Annotated in this window: 15 protein-coding genes; 6 read left to right on the forward strand and 9 right to left on the reverse strand. The window is 52.0% G+C overall.

Features of this window, described 5'->3' with window-relative positions:
- Positions 1-120 (forward strand): hypothetical protein (locus DXT96_RS26520; protein WP_153517156.1); only part of this gene is annotated, 120 nt, incomplete at its 5' end.
- Positions 121-208: 88 nt separating this feature from the next.
- On the opposite strand, the gene DXT96_RS26525 is transcribed toward DXT96_RS26520, so the two are convergent.
- From DXT96_RS26525 to DXT96_RS26555, 7 genes are read right to left on the reverse strand one after another with little or no spacing between them, the layout of a single operon-like run.
- On the reverse strand, positions 209-2,287 hold the full coding sequence (locus DXT96_RS26525; protein ID WP_153517169.1) for an NAD(+) synthase: 2,079 nt from the start codon (positions 2,285-2,287) through the stop codon (positions 209-211).
- Positions 2,274-4,367, reverse strand: a complete 2,094-nt coding sequence (locus tag DXT96_RS26530; RefSeq protein WP_153517157.1) for an FkbM family methyltransferase — start codon at positions 4,365-4,367, stop codon at positions 2,274-2,276. Before DXT96_RS26530 ends, DXT96_RS26525 begins: the two co-directional genes overlap by 14 nt.
- Positions 4,285-4,854: an NUDIX hydrolase gene (locus DXT96_RS26535; RefSeq protein WP_153517158.1), complete on the reverse strand. Its 570-nt coding sequence runs from the start codon at positions 4,852-4,854 to the stop codon at positions 4,285-4,287. Before DXT96_RS26535 ends, DXT96_RS26530 begins: the two co-directional genes overlap by 83 nt.
- Positions 4,855-4,870: 16 nt before the next feature.
- Complete coding sequence (locus DXT96_RS26540) at positions 4,871-5,119, reverse strand: hypothetical protein (RefSeq protein WP_153517159.1); 249 nt, start codon at positions 5,117-5,119, stop codon at positions 4,871-4,873.
- Entirely contained in the window at positions 5,116-6,963 is a 1,848-nt protein-coding gene (locus DXT96_RS26545) for a hypothetical protein (RefSeq protein ID WP_153517160.1), read from the reverse strand. The genes DXT96_RS26540 and DXT96_RS26545 overlap by 4 nt, the downstream gene beginning before the upstream one ends.
- Positions 6,960-8,315 (reverse strand): UDP-glucose/GDP-mannose dehydrogenase family protein, encoded by a 1,356-nt coding sequence (locus tag DXT96_RS26550; protein ID WP_153517161.1) that lies wholly within the window; start codon positions 8,313-8,315, stop codon positions 6,960-6,962. The genes DXT96_RS26545 and DXT96_RS26550 overlap by 4 nt, the downstream gene beginning before the upstream one ends.
- 31 nt (positions 8,316-8,346) lie before the next feature.
- Positions 8,347-9,327, reverse strand: a complete 981-nt coding sequence (locus tag DXT96_RS26555) for an NAD-dependent epimerase/dehydratase family protein (RefSeq protein ID WP_153517162.1) — start codon at positions 9,325-9,327, stop codon at positions 8,347-8,349.
- Between the two features lie 284 nt (positions 9,328-9,611).
- Between DXT96_RS26555 and DXT96_RS26560 the strand changes: the two genes are divergently transcribed.
- The 5 genes from DXT96_RS26560 (at position 9,612) to DXT96_RS26580 (ending at position 15,546) form a co-directional block, all read left to right on the forward strand.
- Positions 9,612-11,042, forward strand: coding sequence for a UbiA family prenyltransferase (locus tag DXT96_RS26560; protein ID WP_153517163.1), 1,431 nt, complete (start codon positions 9,612-9,614; stop codon positions 11,040-11,042).
- On the forward strand, positions 11,039-11,461 hold the full coding sequence (locus tag DXT96_RS26565; RefSeq protein ID WP_153517164.1) for a GtrA family protein: 423 nt from the start codon (positions 11,039-11,041) through the stop codon (positions 11,459-11,461). Before DXT96_RS26560 ends, DXT96_RS26565 begins: the two co-directional genes overlap by 4 nt.
- Positions 11,458-12,783, forward strand: a complete 1,326-nt coding sequence (locus DXT96_RS26570; RefSeq protein ID WP_153517165.1) for an FAD-binding oxidoreductase — start codon at positions 11,458-11,460, stop codon at positions 12,781-12,783. Before DXT96_RS26565 ends, DXT96_RS26570 begins: the two co-directional genes overlap by 4 nt.
- On the forward strand, positions 12,780-13,517 hold the full coding sequence (locus DXT96_RS26575) for an SDR family oxidoreductase (RefSeq protein ID WP_153517166.1): 738 nt from the start codon (positions 12,780-12,782) through the stop codon (positions 13,515-13,517). Before DXT96_RS26570 ends, DXT96_RS26575 begins: the two co-directional genes overlap by 4 nt.
- 175 nt (positions 13,518-13,692) lie before the next feature.
- Positions 13,693-15,546, forward strand: a complete 1,854-nt coding sequence (locus DXT96_RS26580; RefSeq protein WP_153517167.1) for a hypothetical protein — start codon at positions 13,693-13,695, stop codon at positions 15,544-15,546.
- Positions 15,547-15,735: 189 nt separating this feature from the next.
- Here DXT96_RS26580 and DXT96_RS26585 read toward each other — a convergent pair whose 3' ends face one another.
- Together DXT96_RS26585 and DXT96_RS26590 are read right to left on the reverse strand one after the other, a co-directional pair.
- Positions 15,736-17,022 carry a glycosyltransferase family 1 protein gene (locus DXT96_RS26585; protein WP_153517168.1) on the reverse strand — a complete coding sequence of 429 codons (1,287 nt, stop codon included), beginning with the start codon at positions 17,020-17,022 and terminating at the stop codon, positions 15,736-15,738.
- Between the two features lie 179 nt (positions 17,023-17,201).
- Positions 17,202-17,450, reverse strand: a 249-nt coding sequence (locus DXT96_RS26590; protein WP_194287751.1) for an AGE family epimerase/isomerase, incomplete at its 5' end; no start/stop codon positions are given.

Below are 17,450 nucleotides of genomic sequence, written 5' to 3' on the forward strand. Positions count from 1 at the left end.
CAGCCGCACCGGCTGGCCAATGAGGGGCAGATCCCGCTCGAACTGGTGGAAATCCAGACCGGGGCCTATATCGGCGAGGATGATGTCATTCGCATCGAGGATGATTATAAAAGGGCGTAATTGACGAATGCTCCTCATATAAACGGAGCATTCGGATTTACAGTCGATAAAGAGATGTCATTTGACCAGAATGCGCTGCCAGCCCCTCTTAATTTTTCGGCGGCGGGGCTAGCGCCAGGTCAAGCTCCCGCAGCCAAGCATCCGCTGACGCATCTGATGGCATACGCCAGTCGCCGCGTGGAGACAAAGAGCCGCCTGAACTCGTTTTAGGACCGTTAGGCACGGCACTTCGTTTGAACTGGCTGGTTTGAAAGAAGCGCCTGATAAAAACTCTTAGCCATGATCGAACGGTTTCCAAATCGTAGTCCCGTCGATCAGCGTCTGCGAAATCCGGCGGCCAGCTACCCGTTTTGACATTTCGCCAAGCGTGCCATGCAAGAAAAGCCAGCTTGGACGGCCTCAAGCCATATCTTACCGTATAAAAAAGATTGAAGTCTTGAAGCGCATAAGGTCCGACGAAATCTTCAGTCCTCTGGCTTGGCGCATCCGCATCACCCGGTACCAATTCTGGACTGATTTCTGTCGACAATATATTCCGAAGAACGGCAGATGCCTCTTCACCGTAAAGTCCGCGTGCCGCTACCCATCGAATAAGGTGCTGAATAAGCGTTTTTGGGACCGAGCAATTGACATTGTAGTGGCTCATGTGATCACCGACGCCATAGGTCGCCCAACCAAGAGCGAGTTCAGAGAGATCACCTGTGCCTAGAACAATCGCATTATGACGGTTTGCCAGTCGGAAAAGGAGCGACGTTCTAGCCCCAGCCTGGACGTTCTCGAAGGTAATATCATAAACCTTCTCTCCCTCTGCGGCGGGATGGCCGATATCCCGCAACATTTGCATTGAAGCCGGGCCTACATCGATCTCGTCCGCAGTCACTCCCAACGCCCGCATAAGTCGCCAAGCATTCGATTTCGTCGTATTTGAGGTCGCAAAAGCCGGTAAAGTCCACGCTAGGACATTTGAACGGGGAAGTTTCAGCAGATCCATGGCGTGGAGCGCAACCAGCAGGGCGTGCGAACTATCCAATCCACCCGAAACACCAATGACCACACGCTCGATGTTACTCGCCTTTAAACGACGAGCAAGACCTTGAGATTGTATTTGGAAAGCTTCTTCGCAAAGAACGTCAAGCTGACCTTTGTCATCCGGAACGAATGGAAAGCGAGCAACCTTTCGACGCAGGCCTATGTCATTTGCCGGAGGCTGAAGATGAAAGCGAATGTGCCTATAGGCTTTCGGCGCAAGATCGCGCCGATTTGCAACAAGGCTGCCGTTTCGTAGCCGTTCAGCTGCCAGAAGTTCCAGATCGACATCCGTAACGATCATACCGGCACTTGTAGAAAAGCGCTCGGATTCAGCCAAAAGAGTTCCAGCTTCATAGACCATTGCATGGCCATCCCAGGCAAGGTCAGTCGTCGACTCACCGAAACCGGCCGCCGAATAGAGGTAAGCAGCATTGCAACGAGCAGATTGCACACGGCAAAGCGCATGACGTTCGGCCGACTTACCGATAATAGCATTGGACGCAGAAAGATTTGCGATGACTGTCGCGCCGGCAAGGGCAGCCATGGATGAGGGCGGCGTTGGCACCCAAACGTCTTCGCAAATTTCAATCGCCAGCACAAAATTTTCTATATCCTGCGCAGTGAACAAAAGGTCCGTACCGATTGGAACCTCAGTTCCCAACATTTCTATCACGGCACCCTTTTCAACTATGGCACCCGATGCGAAGTGCCGCGCCTCGTAGAATTCGCGATAATTGGGCAGATAGGTTTTCGGTACAATACCTAGAAGCCGACCTCGATGCAGCACTACCGCGCAATTGAGAAGGTGTCCCTGCCAGCGGACCGGCATTCCAACGAGGACCACGGGCATTAGCGTCTCGGTACGCTTTCGCAGCAGTTCAAGAGCAGACTCTGCTTCATCAAGCAGCGTTTGCTGATGCAGAAGATCATCAATCGCGTAACCGGTCAGACCAAGTTCGGGCAGGACAAGAAGGCCCACCGACTGCTCGTCTGCCGTTTCCAGTAGCGGCATAGTTGCCGCAGCATTGGCCAATGGCGAAGCAGGAGTAACCAAATGTGAAGCAACGGCACAACGAAGAAAGCCTTGCGCGTAAGCCGAGGTGAAAGTCGCGGATGTAACCTGTTTATTGCGTATCATTGTCTTCACTTGCACTCACGCCGCCATCAGCAACCACCCCGACCAGAAGCCATGAGGGTCTTACCCAAAATAAGGATGAAAAGCGCGGACGCCACTCTTTCCAGTTCAGCAGCACGGCTTCAACCACGCCCTGAGCAGCATTTTGTTCGGCTACGATCAAGGGATCAGGACAAAAATCATGCCACATGACAAGTCCGCCCGGACGAACCACCTGCAAGGCCTTTTCGGTATCGTTGGTGACTACATCGGCCGTATGGCCACCGTCGATCAGGATTGTATCGAAGAAATTCGGACCGAAAGCAGCTGTGTCGAACTCCCGACTGTCCATCAACATCTGGGTTACTCGCCCGGCCAATCCAGCTTCGCGATAAAGTCGTCCGATCCGGTTTCCACCATCAGTGACGCCGGATGCGTCTGAATACAAAGGACGCCCCTCATCATCCTTTTCCCCTTCAGGAAGGTTCAGCGTCCAGACGAGAGCTTCGGAGTTTTGCAGGCAAAGCCGCGCACCAAACCCCTCCCAGGTCCCAAACTCCAGATGATGTTTTGGTCGAAACGCACGGTATAGCTGTCCCAATATCTTCGCGTCATGGACTTCCATACGGAACTGGGTAAGCGGCATATTAACGAGATTAATCGGAGCTCGGAACGAGTAGTCCAAGCCAAGGCGTTCTCCCAGCATATGAGCGTCAACGATTTCGAGCCGGTTTTCTGGCACATCAAAAGCCAATGATGAGAGCCCTTGCGCGGCATCACTCAAGTTGGTCTCTTTTTGAGCCGGGTTCATCGAAAGCGGCGGGGTAACATTACGCCGAGCTTCCGCCTGCAAGACAACCGGCTCATTGAAACGTACTCGAGCCACACCAGATAGCGTCGGGCCTCTTCTGATAACAATCCCACGCAGGTCCTCGACCTGCTCAAGCGCTATCTCGACCGTAGTTTCTCCGCCCGGCAGTATAAAAGCTTCCGATCCAATGATATCCGAAAAACCCTCCCTAACGCAAAGAACTCCGATATCGGCTCCAGAGACGCCAACGGACAAACGTACGATTGCCGGTCCTTCACAGATTGGTTGCACTTTCCAGATCAAGCCATAGCCCCAGGCTGGTGCATTGATAACCAGATCACCGGTTTCTTCATCCAGAACACCAGTACTAGGTAGTTCGAATACTGCAGCAACGTTAGCCGCCTGTGCTTCCGTCGCCACAAGAACAGGTGCAACATAGACAGGCTCCCGTTCATGTATGAGCCTCAAGCCATCAACGGCAACCGGCGCGCCCTCAGGACGACGCAAAAGGAAATTCTCGCCGTCCATCACGAGAGCATCTTGGTAACCTACCGATGCCAACCATTCGAGCGCCTGAGATACGCTCTGCTTTCTTTCCGCCAAGGCATGATTAAGTTCGACGAGAATCCATGGGTTAAATTTGTCGAGTGTCTGAAGAGAGCCTTTCAACACTTCGAGATCGAAGCTATCGACATCAACCTTAAGAAGATCAAGCCTGTCCCATTCCAGACGCCGCATTTCCGCGTCCACTGTCGAGAAAGGAAACTCCTCCACTTCCGCGGGACTGCCCCAGACGCGGAATATCGCATCACGACGGTTACCTTCGGCCTCCCCCATTATAATCTGCTGGACTTCGACATTTGAAATGCCGTTGAGCTCAAGATTGTGCCTGAGCATACGATGCGTTTCCGTCGGTTCGAATGCAACAACCCGGCCTTCAGGTGCGCAGCGACCAAAAAGTGCGGAGTAATATCCGATATTACCCCCGACATCAAAAATACGCCAATCGCGGCCGATGTTGCGGACACACCAGCGTTTGGTTTGCATCTCACAATAAGGATAGTAGCCCCGCATGTGGGCGTAGTACGCGCCAAGCCGAATTGGCTCTGCCTCTGGAACCATGGTCCAGATCGGAGCCAGATCGAGCTGGACAGCAGGAGCCGGAGCGTGAACGGTCAGACCTGTTTCATGTTCGGCCAGTCGCTGATCGTCAGAACCCGAAATGTGCTCTGGTCGCGAGCCAGACGGCGAGCTGAGGAAGGATTGCACAATGTCCCTGATCGATCGCCGCATTTATTTCCTCCACTGTCATAACTCTAAGATCGAAAGTTTCAAGATCGTCGTGATCGGCGACGCCGGCGGGACAACAACCCGTCAGGGCGAAAAGATGCGCACGCCCACAGCCCTGATTGCCACTAACGGCATAACTGCCAAAGCTAACCGCATTCTCAGCCACATAGCCGGTTTCTTCTCGCAGTTCCCGCAGCATCGCCTCAACAGCATCTTCCCCGGGCTCCACATGGCCAGCGGGAAAGGTCATGGAATAGCATCGAGCACCATGTTTATATTGCCATAAAGTCAAAATACGACCATCGGCGAGAATCGGCACGGCAATCGAAAAATCAGGCAAATGAACTTGATGATAATCATCGACAACGCGCCCATCCGGCAACTCGACCATTTCAACCGAGAGCTCCAAAAATGGTGGAGCGTCGTAAATGGCATGAGTTTTAAGCACCTTCCAAGGCGCTCTATTTCCGATTGCACCATTTGAGTTCATAGCTGGGCTTTCACGCTTAGTTGAGACCCGCAGCAAACGTCACCGTTGCTTTTCGTTTCAAAGCAAGTGCGCTTAAGGTTCCTGTCTTAAACTCTGTATCCTTAAGAACAGAAGGCGGGAGTGGCAGGTTCCCGTTCTTCACCCGAGCAGCAACGTTGCGAATATCCTGCCCATCGGCATTCAATCTTTCGACTTCTGATACCAATGGATCACAACCAACCGCACGAAAACTCGCAAACCTATGGCGAAAAGCAGATAGCGTCATATCGACCAATCCTCAGCAAGTTTAGAGGTACGTTTAACTACGACATTTTCGAGTGTTATACGTGCCTTACCAGATGAGTGGAGGCGAATTTGTACGGGAAGCAATATGTCGCGAGGGGCAACATGCAACGATAGCTTCGCAGTTACCTTCCCTCGGAGAAGGTTTACTTTCTTTTCGTAAAGAACCTTGTCGCCTTGAAGCAGATCGAGGTTGAGCCTGCATTTCAACGGGTGATCCCATCGGCGCGATAGAGTCAAATCTATACGATAGTCACCGGGTGCCAAATGAGCGTAAGGCCCAAAAAAAATGTGCCCAACTTCACTGTTGGAGCGGATGACATCCTTCTCCCGAACACCTGCCGCACCGGCACGCATTTCTGGCGTCCAGTCGTCAACGTCCTTAAATATGGACTGAAGAAGATAACCGTGGCGAAGCCGCGCGGAAAAGGGCGTACGTCCGCACCCAACGAACCGCTGCATAATAGATTCAAAGCGATTATGAACCGCATTAATGCCAATGAAGCGTCTCGGCTCCCCCTTTTTTGCCAAATGCCGACGTTCATCAACTATCGCAGCAAAAAATCCGTTTAGAACTTCGGCAAGAGCCTCGCCTTCAGCCTTATCAGGAAGCCCGAAATTGATTACGAAAGCATCCGCCTGAGCAAGCGTGGCCGAATGCTCCGGGCCCGCTTGCCAAACTGTCACGCGATTAGAGAAACCAAGACTATCCCAACAACGGGTAAAAAGGTTGAACATGCGATCCAGAGGACCAATCCAGACGACCTGCGTGTTCCGTGGGGCATTCGCAAAAAGATCAACGAGAAACGGCAAGACGTGTTCTGGACTGCCGGTTTCATTGTCATAAGACTCTGCTCGATATCTTGCTTCCAGCGGACGAGTAAGCGGTGTCTCTATCGCTTCAGAAAGGGAAAGACGATAAGCCATATTGACGGTATTCGTCAGGCTGATTTCTTCCAGTTCTATTCCGTTGAGCCCCCAAACTTCCGCTTGATCGGGAATGTCAGGCCTCTTCACCCCGTCGATAAATTCTTCTGGATTATTCTCCACGCTTTTATGTGCGTGCATTGGTGTCGTCTGACGCGTGTGGTCGCAATGATAACCAAAAACTGCGGGTACAGCGTCGCTAACTTTTCCGTGAAGCATTACAAGGCGCTTAGAAATATTCGAGTCAACGTGCCAACCCAGGAGCATCCGCTCATCGAACCCATGGATGGCAAAAAGATCTTCGCGTCTCATGAGCTGGAAGTCACCCGGCGCATCATAAAGAATTGAATCAGCGCCGTAGACAATTTCATTGAGATGAAGGGTCTCTCCCATCGCGCGCGTTTCAGCAATAACTCCAGCCGGATCAAGCCGATCAAAGCTCTCCCACAGCGTCTCGGGTATCTCGAAACGAGGAGCGCAATAAAATCCGTCCTTCAGTCCGGCCAACTGTTCAGATAAGGAGTGCGACCCGCGTGGTACAAAGATCATGTCCGTATTGGTCGACAATATCCAGCGGTTCGCAGGATTGGACCGCCTGACGGCAGCGTTACGTGAAATCGGCTCAAGAGCCTTCAGATGCGTACGAGACGCGAAGAACTGATTATGAACGCTTGGCCTTATGCGAATGATCCGCAAAAGGCGTTTCGCACGATCTGTCAGCGTGTCGCAGATCGCCTCCGGGAAGGTCGGAAAATCATCCGGCGTGTTGTAGTCGACGAAAAGAATTTCATCATTTTCGTCGGTCAGCACTTCCGCCATACAATTCAGGCTGAGAGCAGCCCTCTTGTGGAGGTTATAACCGTAACTGTCGTTCCTTCCATAGAGGACGATCGATATCATGACATTACCCGGTTATGTTTCGCTGCGGCGGCATCCGAGAGCCAATCGCCCATACCGGGTCTGATCAACGTTATGGCAGCCGAAAGCTTTGCAGCGTCGACTACTCGCCACGGATCAATAACCGCCTTCGGCCCAGCCGCCGCAATGTCGAGATTGCGGTAGACTTTCCAAGGCGTCACAATCGCGACCACATCTGCTCCCGCCATGGCGCTGTCCGCATCGACCTTAATCACGATCCCATCGGCGATCTGATCCGGAAGACTGACGAGCGCCTGCGGGTCCGTGATCCGCACACGATAGCCGATGCTGACCAGTTTGTGAGCGAGCGCTAATCCCTGGCTTTCCTCAATCACCGGCGTTTCCGGCTTGTAAGACAATCCGAGAATTGCAACCTGTGCTCCGGGATCAGCAGATGCCGCTATAGCCCTCACAAGACGTTCGGTCTGGTGATCATTGATGACATCCGTCGCTTCGGCGAGATCCGTGCGCGCGCCAAGGCTCCGTCCGAGCGCCGCGAATGCCTTGTTATCACGTGGGAAACAGGGACCACCATAACCGATGGCACCCTTGATGTATTTCTTCCCTATCCGGCTGTCGGCACCGAGAGCATCCGTCACAACATCCGCATCTGCACCGTCGAGGTGATCACACATGTCGGCGATCATATTCGCGTAGCTGATCTTTGTAGTCACGTAAGTATTAACGGCAATCTTGCAAAGTTCCGCATTGACCCAGTTCATTCGCTGGAACTCAGGATTGCTCTCTGTCGAGCCACGATAGACGCTTTCGAGCAAATCGCCCGATTTAGGGTCGCTTTCGCCGATAAGAATCATATCTGGATAAAGCATATCGCGGACCACAGTGCCGAGCGCTATGAATTCCGGATTATAACACAAACCAAGATCCGAGCCCACGGTTCGACCGGATGCGCGCTCAAGCGTCTGTCGCAGAATACCACCTGTAGAGCCAGGCATGACGGTGGAGGTGATAACGACATTGTGGTAGCCGCTCTTGTCGTGCAATGCCGCGCCGATGCTCTCCAGCGCAGAGATCACATAGTCATTGCGGAAAAAACGATCCGGTCCACTTGGGGTCGGAACGATGATGAAGGTCACGTCCGAGGAAAGCACCGCTTCGCGGATATCGGTCGTAGCGCGAATGCGCCCGCCGTGCTCCGTGATCAACTCCTGGAGTTGCGGCTCAGGAACCGGCGCCACACCACGATTGATTGAATCCACAAATGCGGAATTCAAATCCATACCAATGACGTCAAAGCCCTTTTTGGCAAAGACGGCAAGCATGGGCGCACCGAGTTTGCCCAGGCCTATAACAGAGAGTTTCGGCTTCATCATAATATCTCGCTACAGATCGGGCCGCCGGCCGTCACTTGTTTTTTCCACGTGCAAGCTCGGCCTGACGAGCAATCCAGGGATAGGTACGGGCCAGCCCCTGCTCAAGCGTAAGGCTTGGCTCCCATCCCAGCTTTTCTCGAATAAGGTCATTGTGGGAGTTACGACCACGTACACCTTGCGGGCCTGGAATATTGTGAATTTCGAGATCCTTGCCAGCCACTCGCATGGTGATCCTGGCGAGTTCGTTGATCGAAACCATCTCTTCAGAGCCAATATTCACCGGTCCGGCAAAGGTTTCACATCGCGTCAGCCGCAGAGTGGCCTCAAGGCACTCATCGACAAAGAGAAACGACCGCGTCTGCAGACCATCGCCCCAGATCTCGATCGCTCCACCGGCTTCAGCCTCCGCGACTTTACGGCAGAGTGCTGCCGGCGCCTTCTCGCGTCCTCCAACCCAGGACCCTTCCGGGCCAAAGATGTTATGATAACGCGCAACACGGCATTCCATCCCGTGATTGCGATTATAAGCAAGATAAAGACGTTCGGAAAACAGCTTTTCCCAGCCATATTCGCTGTCCGGATTTGCCGGATAAGCGCTGTCTTCCCGCGTTACGGGAGCACTCGGGTCGGTCTGGTTATGCTCGGGATACATACAGGCTGAAGAGCTGTAAAATACCCGCTTTATGTTGCGACGGTAGCAGGCATCCAAAACGTTGAGATTGATGGTGGCCGAATTGTGCATGATATCAGCATCATTCTCACCCGTAAAAATATACCCCGCACCGCCCATATCGGCGGCGAGCTGATATACCTCATCGAACCTGCGATCAATTACTGCTCGACAGTTAGCCTGCTCCCGCAAGTCTGCGATAACGAAATCGTCAGCCTCAGTTGCAGCGTATTCTGGGAACTTGAGGTCGACGCCTCTCACCCAGAAACCTTCGCGTTTCAGGCGCTTGACCAGATGTGCGCCAATAAATCCACCTGCTCCGCAGACGAGTGCCGTTTTCATGTGTCTCTTCCCAACAAGCAAAATCCGCAATTATGCGCCCGCAGCAGCTATCAGATTATGTTGGAAGTTTTCAATAGCTTTCGAATTATTTCCGATCTTTTCAAAATGTTTCTGCGCTAACCGGTCATCAATCGATTGCGTGACCGAGCCCTATACGTTAGGACGCCCTAAAAAAGGATAACGAGGCTCTCTGGCATCCGCGGCGGAGTAACCGCTTGATAGCGCCCTTACATATCCGGGCTCCGCCACAACAAAAAAACGCATGACGAAAGAGCGATGAACCGTTGAATTTCGATACCCGAAAAATGCTGGTCGTTGACTTGGACGGAACCCTTCTCCGCACCGACATGCTATACGAAAATTTCTGGTCAGCCTTTGGCTCGAATTGGCGCTGTCTTTTCAGTGCAGTTTCAGCGCTGTCACATGGGCGCGCTCACTTGAAATGTCACCTCGCCCGCGCGGCAACCGTAGATGCAAGTGTGCTTCCTTATAACGATAAAGTACTGGCTTATATCGAGGAATGGCGAAGCGCCGGTGGTCGTGCCGTTCTTGTTACAGCCTCTGATCAGCAAGTCGCACAAGCAATAGCGGATCATCTCGGTATCTTTGATGAGGTACACGGCTCCGACGGCACACGTAATCTGAAAGGTGCAACTAAAGCTGCGTTTTTGCAAGAGCGCTTCGGAGAAAGTGGCTTTTTTTACATGGGGGACACCGCGGCCGATTTGCCCGTGTGGGAACGTGCGGAAAAAGCAATCACAGTCGATGTACCAAGAAAAGTGCGCGCGAAAGTCGAAGCACTTTGCGACACCGTGGAACACCTTCAGAGCGAAAAAGATTCTATAAAACCATATATCAAGGCACTCAGGCCTCACCAATGGTTAAAGAATCTCCTTGTATTCGTACCGATGCTTGCCGCACATCAGATAGATGGAGCAACCGTCGTCGCGTCGATAGCGGCATTTGTGTGCTTCAGCCTGATAGCTTCAGGCGTATATGTCTTGAACGATCTGCTCGATCTTTCTGCAGACAGAGCGCATCCGCGAAAACGAAAACGGCCGTTTGCCGCAGGCACCGTTCCCATCACACATGGCACCTTAATGGCGGGAACGCTTGTAGGTCTCGGTTCTTTTTTCGCGTTTTTTATAAGCTGGAAATTTCTGGTAGTCATGATCGGCTACTATCTGTTGACGACCGCTTATTCGCTCTATCTCAAGAGGTTGATTGTCGTTGATATCTGCATGCTCGCTGCACTTTATACGATAAGGATTTTTGCCGGTTCCGTGGCGACGTCGATTGGCATATCAATCTGGCTGCTAGCGTTCTCCGTTTTCTTTTTCTTATCGCTAGCAGCCATCAAAAGGCAGGCTGAGTTAATCGACAGCGCAGAGCGGGGAAATTTGAAACCAAGCGGCAGGGGTTATCATGTCGATGACTTGCCTATAATTTCAATGATCGCGATCGCTGCTGGCTACGTCTCCGTGCTCGTGATGACGCTTTATGTCAATTCCCCTGCAGTGATGGAGCTTTATGCACGCCCGGAGGCGCTTTGGGGGGTCTGTGCGATTCTCCTTTACTGGATCACCCGCGCTGTCATGATCGCGCACCGCGGTTTGATGCATGACGATCCGGTCGTGTACGCAGCTAAAGATGGCACCAGTCAAATATGTGCATTGATAATCTTGGCCTTCACACTGGGAAGTGCACTATTATGACACCAGGCACGCTGACTTTTAGGTATGCTATATTCGCTGCCGTAGCGACTTTTGCAAACCTGGCCACGCAACGGATTGTTCTTCAGACTGGAAGCACCGGTACCCACTTTATTGCCGCCATAGGAATGGGAACGCTTGTAGGTCTCGTCATAAAATATGCACTCGACAAGCGATGGATTTTCTATGACCAAGATATGGGAGTGAAAAACAACACCCGAAAATTCACGCTATACACAGTAATGGGCATTCTAACCACTCTGATATTCTGGGGAGCCGAGACCACGTTTTGGCAAATCTGGCAAACCGATCTTATGCGGGAAATCGGCGCCATTATCGGGTTGGCGATAGGATATGTCGTTAAGTACAATCTCGACAAGCGGTTTGTCTTTAACGACAAACGCGGAGAGCTCGCGTTATGAAAATATCTGGCTGGGGTCGATACCCTTCGATAGAGACCCAACTTTATTTTCCGCGCGATGTGGAAACACTGTGCGATTTGGTGAACTCCAAGCATAGTGTAATAGCCCGTGGCAATGGCCGTGCCTATGGCGATAGTGCGATTAATCCATTCAGCACTATTTCAATGAAATATTTCAATCGCATGCTCTCTTTCGAAAAGCAGACTGGTCAGCTTGTCGCGGAATCTGGAGTACTGCTGGGCGACATCATCAAGGCATTTCTACCTAGTGGTTGGTTCCCCATGGTCACGCCGGGAACGAAATTCGTTACTCTAGGTGGCATGATTGCTGCGGATGTCCATGGTAAAAACCACCATAAAGAGGGCAGTTTTAGAACATGTGTCGACTGGATAGATGTCCTGGACTTCAAAGGAGAGACTATCCGATGCTCCCAGAAGACGAATATTAATCTCTTCGAACATACATTGGGCGGCATGGGTCTGACCGGGATCATTCTACGCGCGGCGTTCCGCCTCAGACGCGTCGAGACTTCGTGGATCCGGCAAACAACTGTCCCGGCTCCGAACCTGCGGACAGCAATTGAAATCTTCGAAAAATACAAGGACGCGACCTACTCAGTCGCCTGGATCGATTGCCTCGGGCGTGGAAAGGATTTAGGGCGTTCTCTAATCATGTTAGGCGAACATGCCTCGATATCCGATCTCCCAGCGAGACATGCCAACGAACCGTTCGGGCAGCCTGATAAACGGGTAGTCAGATTACCTATCACTTTGCCATCCGGTATTTTGAATCGAATAACCGTAAGCCTGTTCAACAAGCTATACTACAAAAAAGGGGTCAGCAAAACTGGAGAGCATCTCGTTGATTGCGATTCATATTTCTACCCGTTAGATTCGGTACTGGGCTGGAACCGGATATATGGTCGAAGCGGGTTTGCGCAATTTCAGTGTGTACTGCCGCTTGATCGTTCAGAAAAAGGAATTTCGGCCCTGCTTGAGGCTATTTCCCTTGCCGGAGCTGGCTCTTTTCTGGCCGTTCTTAAAAGACTTGGCCCGCAGGACAGCAAATTTTCCTTTCCCATGGAAGGCTACACTCTTGCGCTTGATTTCCCAATCTCAAGGAAAACCCTTCGTTTACTGAACCATCTGGACGAAATTGCCGTCGAGAATGGCGGGCGCTTTTACTTGGCGAAAGACAGCCGTATGTCCGCTCGCACGTTACGGGCCTCAGATCCACGCGTAGAAAAATTCATACATTCTCGGGACGAAAATGGCTGGAAAAGCCGCTTTATTTCGTCTCAGGCAGAAAGGCTCTCAATATGACGAAACCGGCTGTCCTTATTATTGGTGCTCGGTCGGACATTGGCAACGCTGTAGCCCGTAAATTTGCCGCAGAAGGATACGCTATCCAACTGGCAGCGCGCAATTCGGAAGGTCTCGACATCGAGAAACGTGATATCGAACTCCGTTACGGTGTCGAGGTCACATTGCATGAATTTGATGCACTCTCGATTGATACACACGAAGAATTCCTGAACAACCTTCCCCGTCTGCCCGAAATTGCAATCTCCACCATCGGGCTGATGGGTCGACAGGAGGAAAGCGAACGCAATCCTATTGCCGCGAGCCAAGTTATGCGCAGTAATTATGAAGGCCCAGCAAGTATCCTGGCACTTCTCGCCAATCGCTTCGAACAACGGGCATCGGGTACGCTTGTCGGGATCAGTTCCGTTGCCGGCGAGCGCGGCCGCGCAACTAATTACGTCTACGGTTCCGCCAAAGCTGCTTTTACCGCATTTCTCTCTGGCCTACGCAACCGCCTCGCGAAGCGCGGTGTCCATGTGGTTACAGTTTTACCGGGGTTTGTTGCAACCAAAATGACAGAGGGGATGGATTTACCGGCGGCACTGACAGCCGACCCAAAAGAGGTTGCGGTTGCGATTGAACGCGCCGTTCTACGCAAAAGAAACATCGTCTATGTACGTCCTGTCTGGCAGTTGATCATGTTGATCATTCGAAATATTCCGGAGCGCTTCTTTAAAGTGATGAAAATATAAAGATTTTATATTTTTCCGCTTCTGCGTGAAGAAACGTGCCTGATCGTGATCACGCCGATACCGGCGCAGCACTTGCATAGTAATTTAAGAGATCGTCGCGAAAACGGCGACAGAGAAGCAACAAATGGGAATGATTTGCCAGACACTTGAACCGACAGCGCCGAGGCTCGCACTAGTGAAGGAAAGCATAGCTGTGCTCCTATCCTTTCTGGTGCCGTTTCTAGCCGGTTTCAGCTTTGTGATGAACCATTTCTATGTGTCGGGTGGCTATCTACACGATAGCGGCTGGTTTGCGGCGCTGATGTGGCGCCCACAGGATTTCAACCTGACCAACCCATCCGTTATCGACAACAATCTTTTCTATAGCACACATCTGTCGCCAATCCTTTACGCCATTGGCCTGCTAAGCTTTTTCTGGCCATGGGGACCGATAACATGGTTTGCCAGCTTCCAGGGCGTAGTTCTCGGGGGCAGCGGTTTATTGGCGTGGATTGCTCTGCGCAGAATACCCTGCTTTGCAGAAAGACCGCTTTGGCAGGCCCTTCTGGCGTTGGCTTTTGCCTTCAACGGTCTGGCCATGTTTATCCTGGCATACCCCCATATCGAAGCGTTGGGTGCGCTAATGGTCTGCGCCTGCCTCGCCGCCTTCTTTAGCGGCAAACGGCGATTGGCGGCATTGTTTTTAATACTGGCGCTTTCGGTGCGCGAGGATATGGGCTTCCATATCGTTGCGCCGCTCGGACTGTTATGGGTCTGGACCATGTGGAGCAGCCGTCGTGTGACAGCTGGGAGCAATATACTGACGCTGCTACTGCCGGCCTTCTGTCTGTCGCTGGCAGCCGTGCTGATCCGCAGTTCGCTGTTTCCAGCTGATGGCGCCTTTACTCGCATCTACACTGGTGTCCCTCCTTATGCGCACCTGACGTGGTCACTGATGCAGGAGCGGCTCGCCATCTTGTTTACGCAGCGCCTCTATCTCGTGCTGCCCGCCGCAATTGCTTTGCTGGCGACGATCATTTGGCGCAATCCCATACCTTTTTTCGGCTTCCTGGCTTATATTCCATGGTCACTCCTCAACTTCACCGCCTTGAGTGATGCTGCCGGCCAAATGGACGTGTATTATCCCTTTCCCTTTCAGATCGCTATTTTCTGGTTTCTATGGTGGAGCGTAGCGCCGCAGATATCACATCTTAAGGAACCTCGTACGCTCCGGCGACAGGCGGGCATACAGATATTGCTTCCAATATTTATAATCGCCGGTATTTCCATCAGTTTTCCTTGGAGTACCCTTCTACCGGCCTGGAACAGCAATGTGGTGAGAGACACCGACAGGGCAGCGGACAATATAGAGCAAAACCGACATTTCTTGGGACGCATCAAGGCTGACCCGGCACTGCTTTCACTGCGTCCGCGCGCCTTTCTGCAAGAAGACGACCTCGATAATCCAAATAGCGATAACGGCCCACCCGAAACACTGGTTTGGCATACTAACAGTATCAGCCTTGCCAACGTACGCCAGCAATTGGCAAATTTCGAGGCCGATTCGCTGTATCGGATTGCTGGTACTCCATTCTATCTCGCTTCACACCTGCCGCGTGCGCAACTCGAAAATGCCGGTCTCGCCCTGTTGCCCGTGATCGACAGCAACCTGCTGCCGGAAATGAGAACACGGTACGGTCAGGTGAATACCTCTATTCTCGATCTGGCCGGTACTGGCGGTAAACACAAACTCTATGGTCCCGGCATGGTGCTGCCGCCGGGAAAATACCGCGTTGAAATAGACGCACGAATTTTCGACGAGCGCGCGGACGAAGCCACAATTGAGGTATATAATACCGTAACCGGTCCAGCCACATCCACGCTCCTGCAACGCGGGTTAAGCGGAAAGACCGCTACGACCAGCCTCGAATTCACTATCGGGCAGCAGGAGCTTGGCAACTGGGAATTTCGCATTGCCGGCAATAACCTGCACGGCATCCGTATTACTGGTGTCCGGCTCCACTCGACGGGTCAAGACGGCAGGAATTGACCTGCAACTGAGACTTTCCTCGTGAATGGAGAAATTGCGGCAATCCCGTCGCCACCCATCAAGACATCAGGTGGCGGGGTTTTCTGCATCAAAACGCACGGCAAATGCAGGCAGGTATAGTACACCTCGCCGCGTCACAAAGCGTTGTGAAAACCTCGTGTCACGTCACCTGCAACAACCGTGGTCGTTTCAGCGTTCAACATCTTTAAGTCTGCCAAGCACAGATAAAAGCAAATCCGTTGACCTTGCCCAATTGAACTGGCGCCGAAGTTCACTTGCTACTTGACTTCTAACGTCCATGTCCGGTGGGAAATTAGCCAATTGATGCATGGCATTCGCCCAATCCTGCGGTTTATCCGGATCACAAAAAACCACCACGCCAGGCAGTAACTCTGTCATGGCAGGTCTCGTGCTGCATATGCAGGGAACTTCAAGCATCAACGCCTCTAACGGAGGCAAACCAAAGCCTTCATATAGACTGGGGAAAAGTAATCCTCTGGATCGTTTTAATACTCTCGCCAACTGCCCGTCTGTCAGGCGACCGACTGGATGTATCTTTCCCGCGCTACCGGAGGTCAACTCCGCAGAAAACCCTTTTGGTGATTTTCCAACAACGACCAAATGATAGTCATCTGCGTTGCTGTAGCCCATCGCCTTGATCACGACGTCGATATTCTTATGGTAATCGTTGGAACCTATACAGACGAAATAAGGAGCGTCGGGTGTGAGAAAATCCACACTTTTGTCTTCCTCCCAGTCCAGAACATCGACACCATTATAAACGACGTGAATCTTTTCTTTCGGGATACCAATAATCCGCGAGATATCGTCCGAACTGCTTTCACTAACGGTTACAATAAGGTCGGCGTTTCTGATTGTATGAATGTATCTCTGCTTCCATTCGCCGACAGTTGATTTGTGGAATATGTCCTCAAACAGCAAAGGAATAACGTCGTGCACCATAACAACAGAGCGAGGAGGCAGCTCTGAGGGACACCAATGAACAGAAGGGAAAAAATGAATAGGCTTTTCGCAGGCTGATCCAACCGTGAGGGTCGCGAGCGCCTCTCGCCTTATTAGTTCCTTCAATATCTCACGCGCAACTCTGCCAACACCTCGCCTGTCAACTAAAGTTCCGGTACTATATTGGATGTTGAGACCCTGAACATATAAGGGAAAATATTCGGGACAATCGAAAGCTTCCCGCGACTTCGAGACCGTTCCCTGTTTTGAAAACCGCTTCCGTAACGCTCTTCGTATCAGACGCTCAGGATTAAGCGAACGGAGTGTCGCGCGGAAGCCACCTCTATCATTTTTCACTTTTCCATCGCCAACCCGATCTCCATTCAATTGTGTTGACATGACATCATTTGCAACACGATTGACCACCTCCTGAGCATATTTTGAAGCTAACAGGGAGTTGAGTTCTTTAGCAATCTTCAGCTCATCTTCGTGGTTCAGCAGATCAAGGGCCATTACGTGCCTTTCGAAAGAGTGACCATAGTTTGATGCCCCACCTTGTCTTTTTAACTGGCTGACAGAGCAAAAGCACTATCCCATTTTAAACATGGGAATAAAAAAGCTGAAAAATGAACCGAGCCAATTCAGAAAGCAGTCCCTGCTATTCCTCTTCGACGACTAGCATCATTTTCAATTCATCCGCTGACCGCCAGCACGGTCTCGGCCTCATAGATGGCGCAGACGATGTGATAGAACGTGCTGGCTGGCGCCGGTTCGTCGAGCATCGGCCTGTCGGCCGGCCATTTGTCGAACCACAATCCCCTGACCGGTGTGTCGAGGAAGGGTTGCAGCGCGCCGATGGCCCGCAGACCCGATGCGAGGTAACGCTGCCGTTCCTCGCCAGACGTGACGCTGGCAAGGCGCACCGCCGCCTTCAGCCATTC

The sequence above is a fragment of the Agrobacterium sp. ICMP 6402 genome (genome assembly GCF_009498615.1).
In the GTDB taxonomy this organism is placed as follows: domain Bacteria; phylum Pseudomonadota; class Alphaproteobacteria; order Rhizobiales; family Rhizobiaceae; genus Agrobacterium; species Agrobacterium burrii.

Excerpts from the sequence above, each read along its gene's own strand:
- DXT96_RS26525 (WP_153517169.1), bottom strand. The coding sequence starts at position 2,287 with ATGATACGCAATAAACAGGTTACATCCGCGACTTTCACCTCGGCTTAC.
- DXT96_RS26530 (WP_153517157.1), bottom strand. The coding sequence starts at position 4,367 with ATGCGGCGATCGATCAGGGACATTGTGCAATCCTTCCTCAGCTCGCCG.
- DXT96_RS26535 (WP_153517158.1), bottom strand. The coding sequence starts at position 4,854 with ATGAACTCAAATGGTGCAATCGGAAATAGAGCGCCTTGGAAGGTGCTT.
- DXT96_RS26540 (WP_153517159.1), bottom strand. The coding sequence starts at position 5,119 with ATGACGCTATCTGCTTTTCGCCATAGGTTTGCGAGTTTTCGTGCGGTT.
- DXT96_RS26545 (WP_153517160.1), bottom strand. The coding sequence starts at position 6,963 with ATGATATCGATCGTCCTCTATGGAAGGAACGACAGTTACGGTTATAAC.
- DXT96_RS26550 (WP_153517161.1), bottom strand. The coding sequence starts at position 8,315 with ATGATGAAGCCGAAACTCTCTGTTATAGGCCTGGGCAAACTCGGTGCG.
- DXT96_RS26555 (WP_153517162.1), bottom strand. The coding sequence starts at position 9,327 with ATGAAAACGGCACTCGTCTGCGGAGCAGGTGGATTTATTGGCGCACAT.
- DXT96_RS26565 (WP_153517164.1), top strand. The coding sequence starts at position 11,039 with ATGACACCAGGCACGCTGACTTTTAGGTATGCTATATTCGCTGCCGTA.
- DXT96_RS26570 (WP_153517165.1), top strand. The coding sequence starts at position 11,458 with ATGAAAATATCTGGCTGGGGTCGATACCCTTCGATAGAGACCCAACTT.
- DXT96_RS26575 (WP_153517166.1), top strand. The coding sequence starts at position 12,780 with ATGACGAAACCGGCTGTCCTTATTATTGGTGCTCGGTCGGACATTGGC.
- DXT96_RS26585 (WP_153517168.1), bottom strand. The coding sequence starts at position 17,022 with ATGGCCCTTGATCTGCTGAACCACGAAGATGAGCTGAAGATTGCTAAA.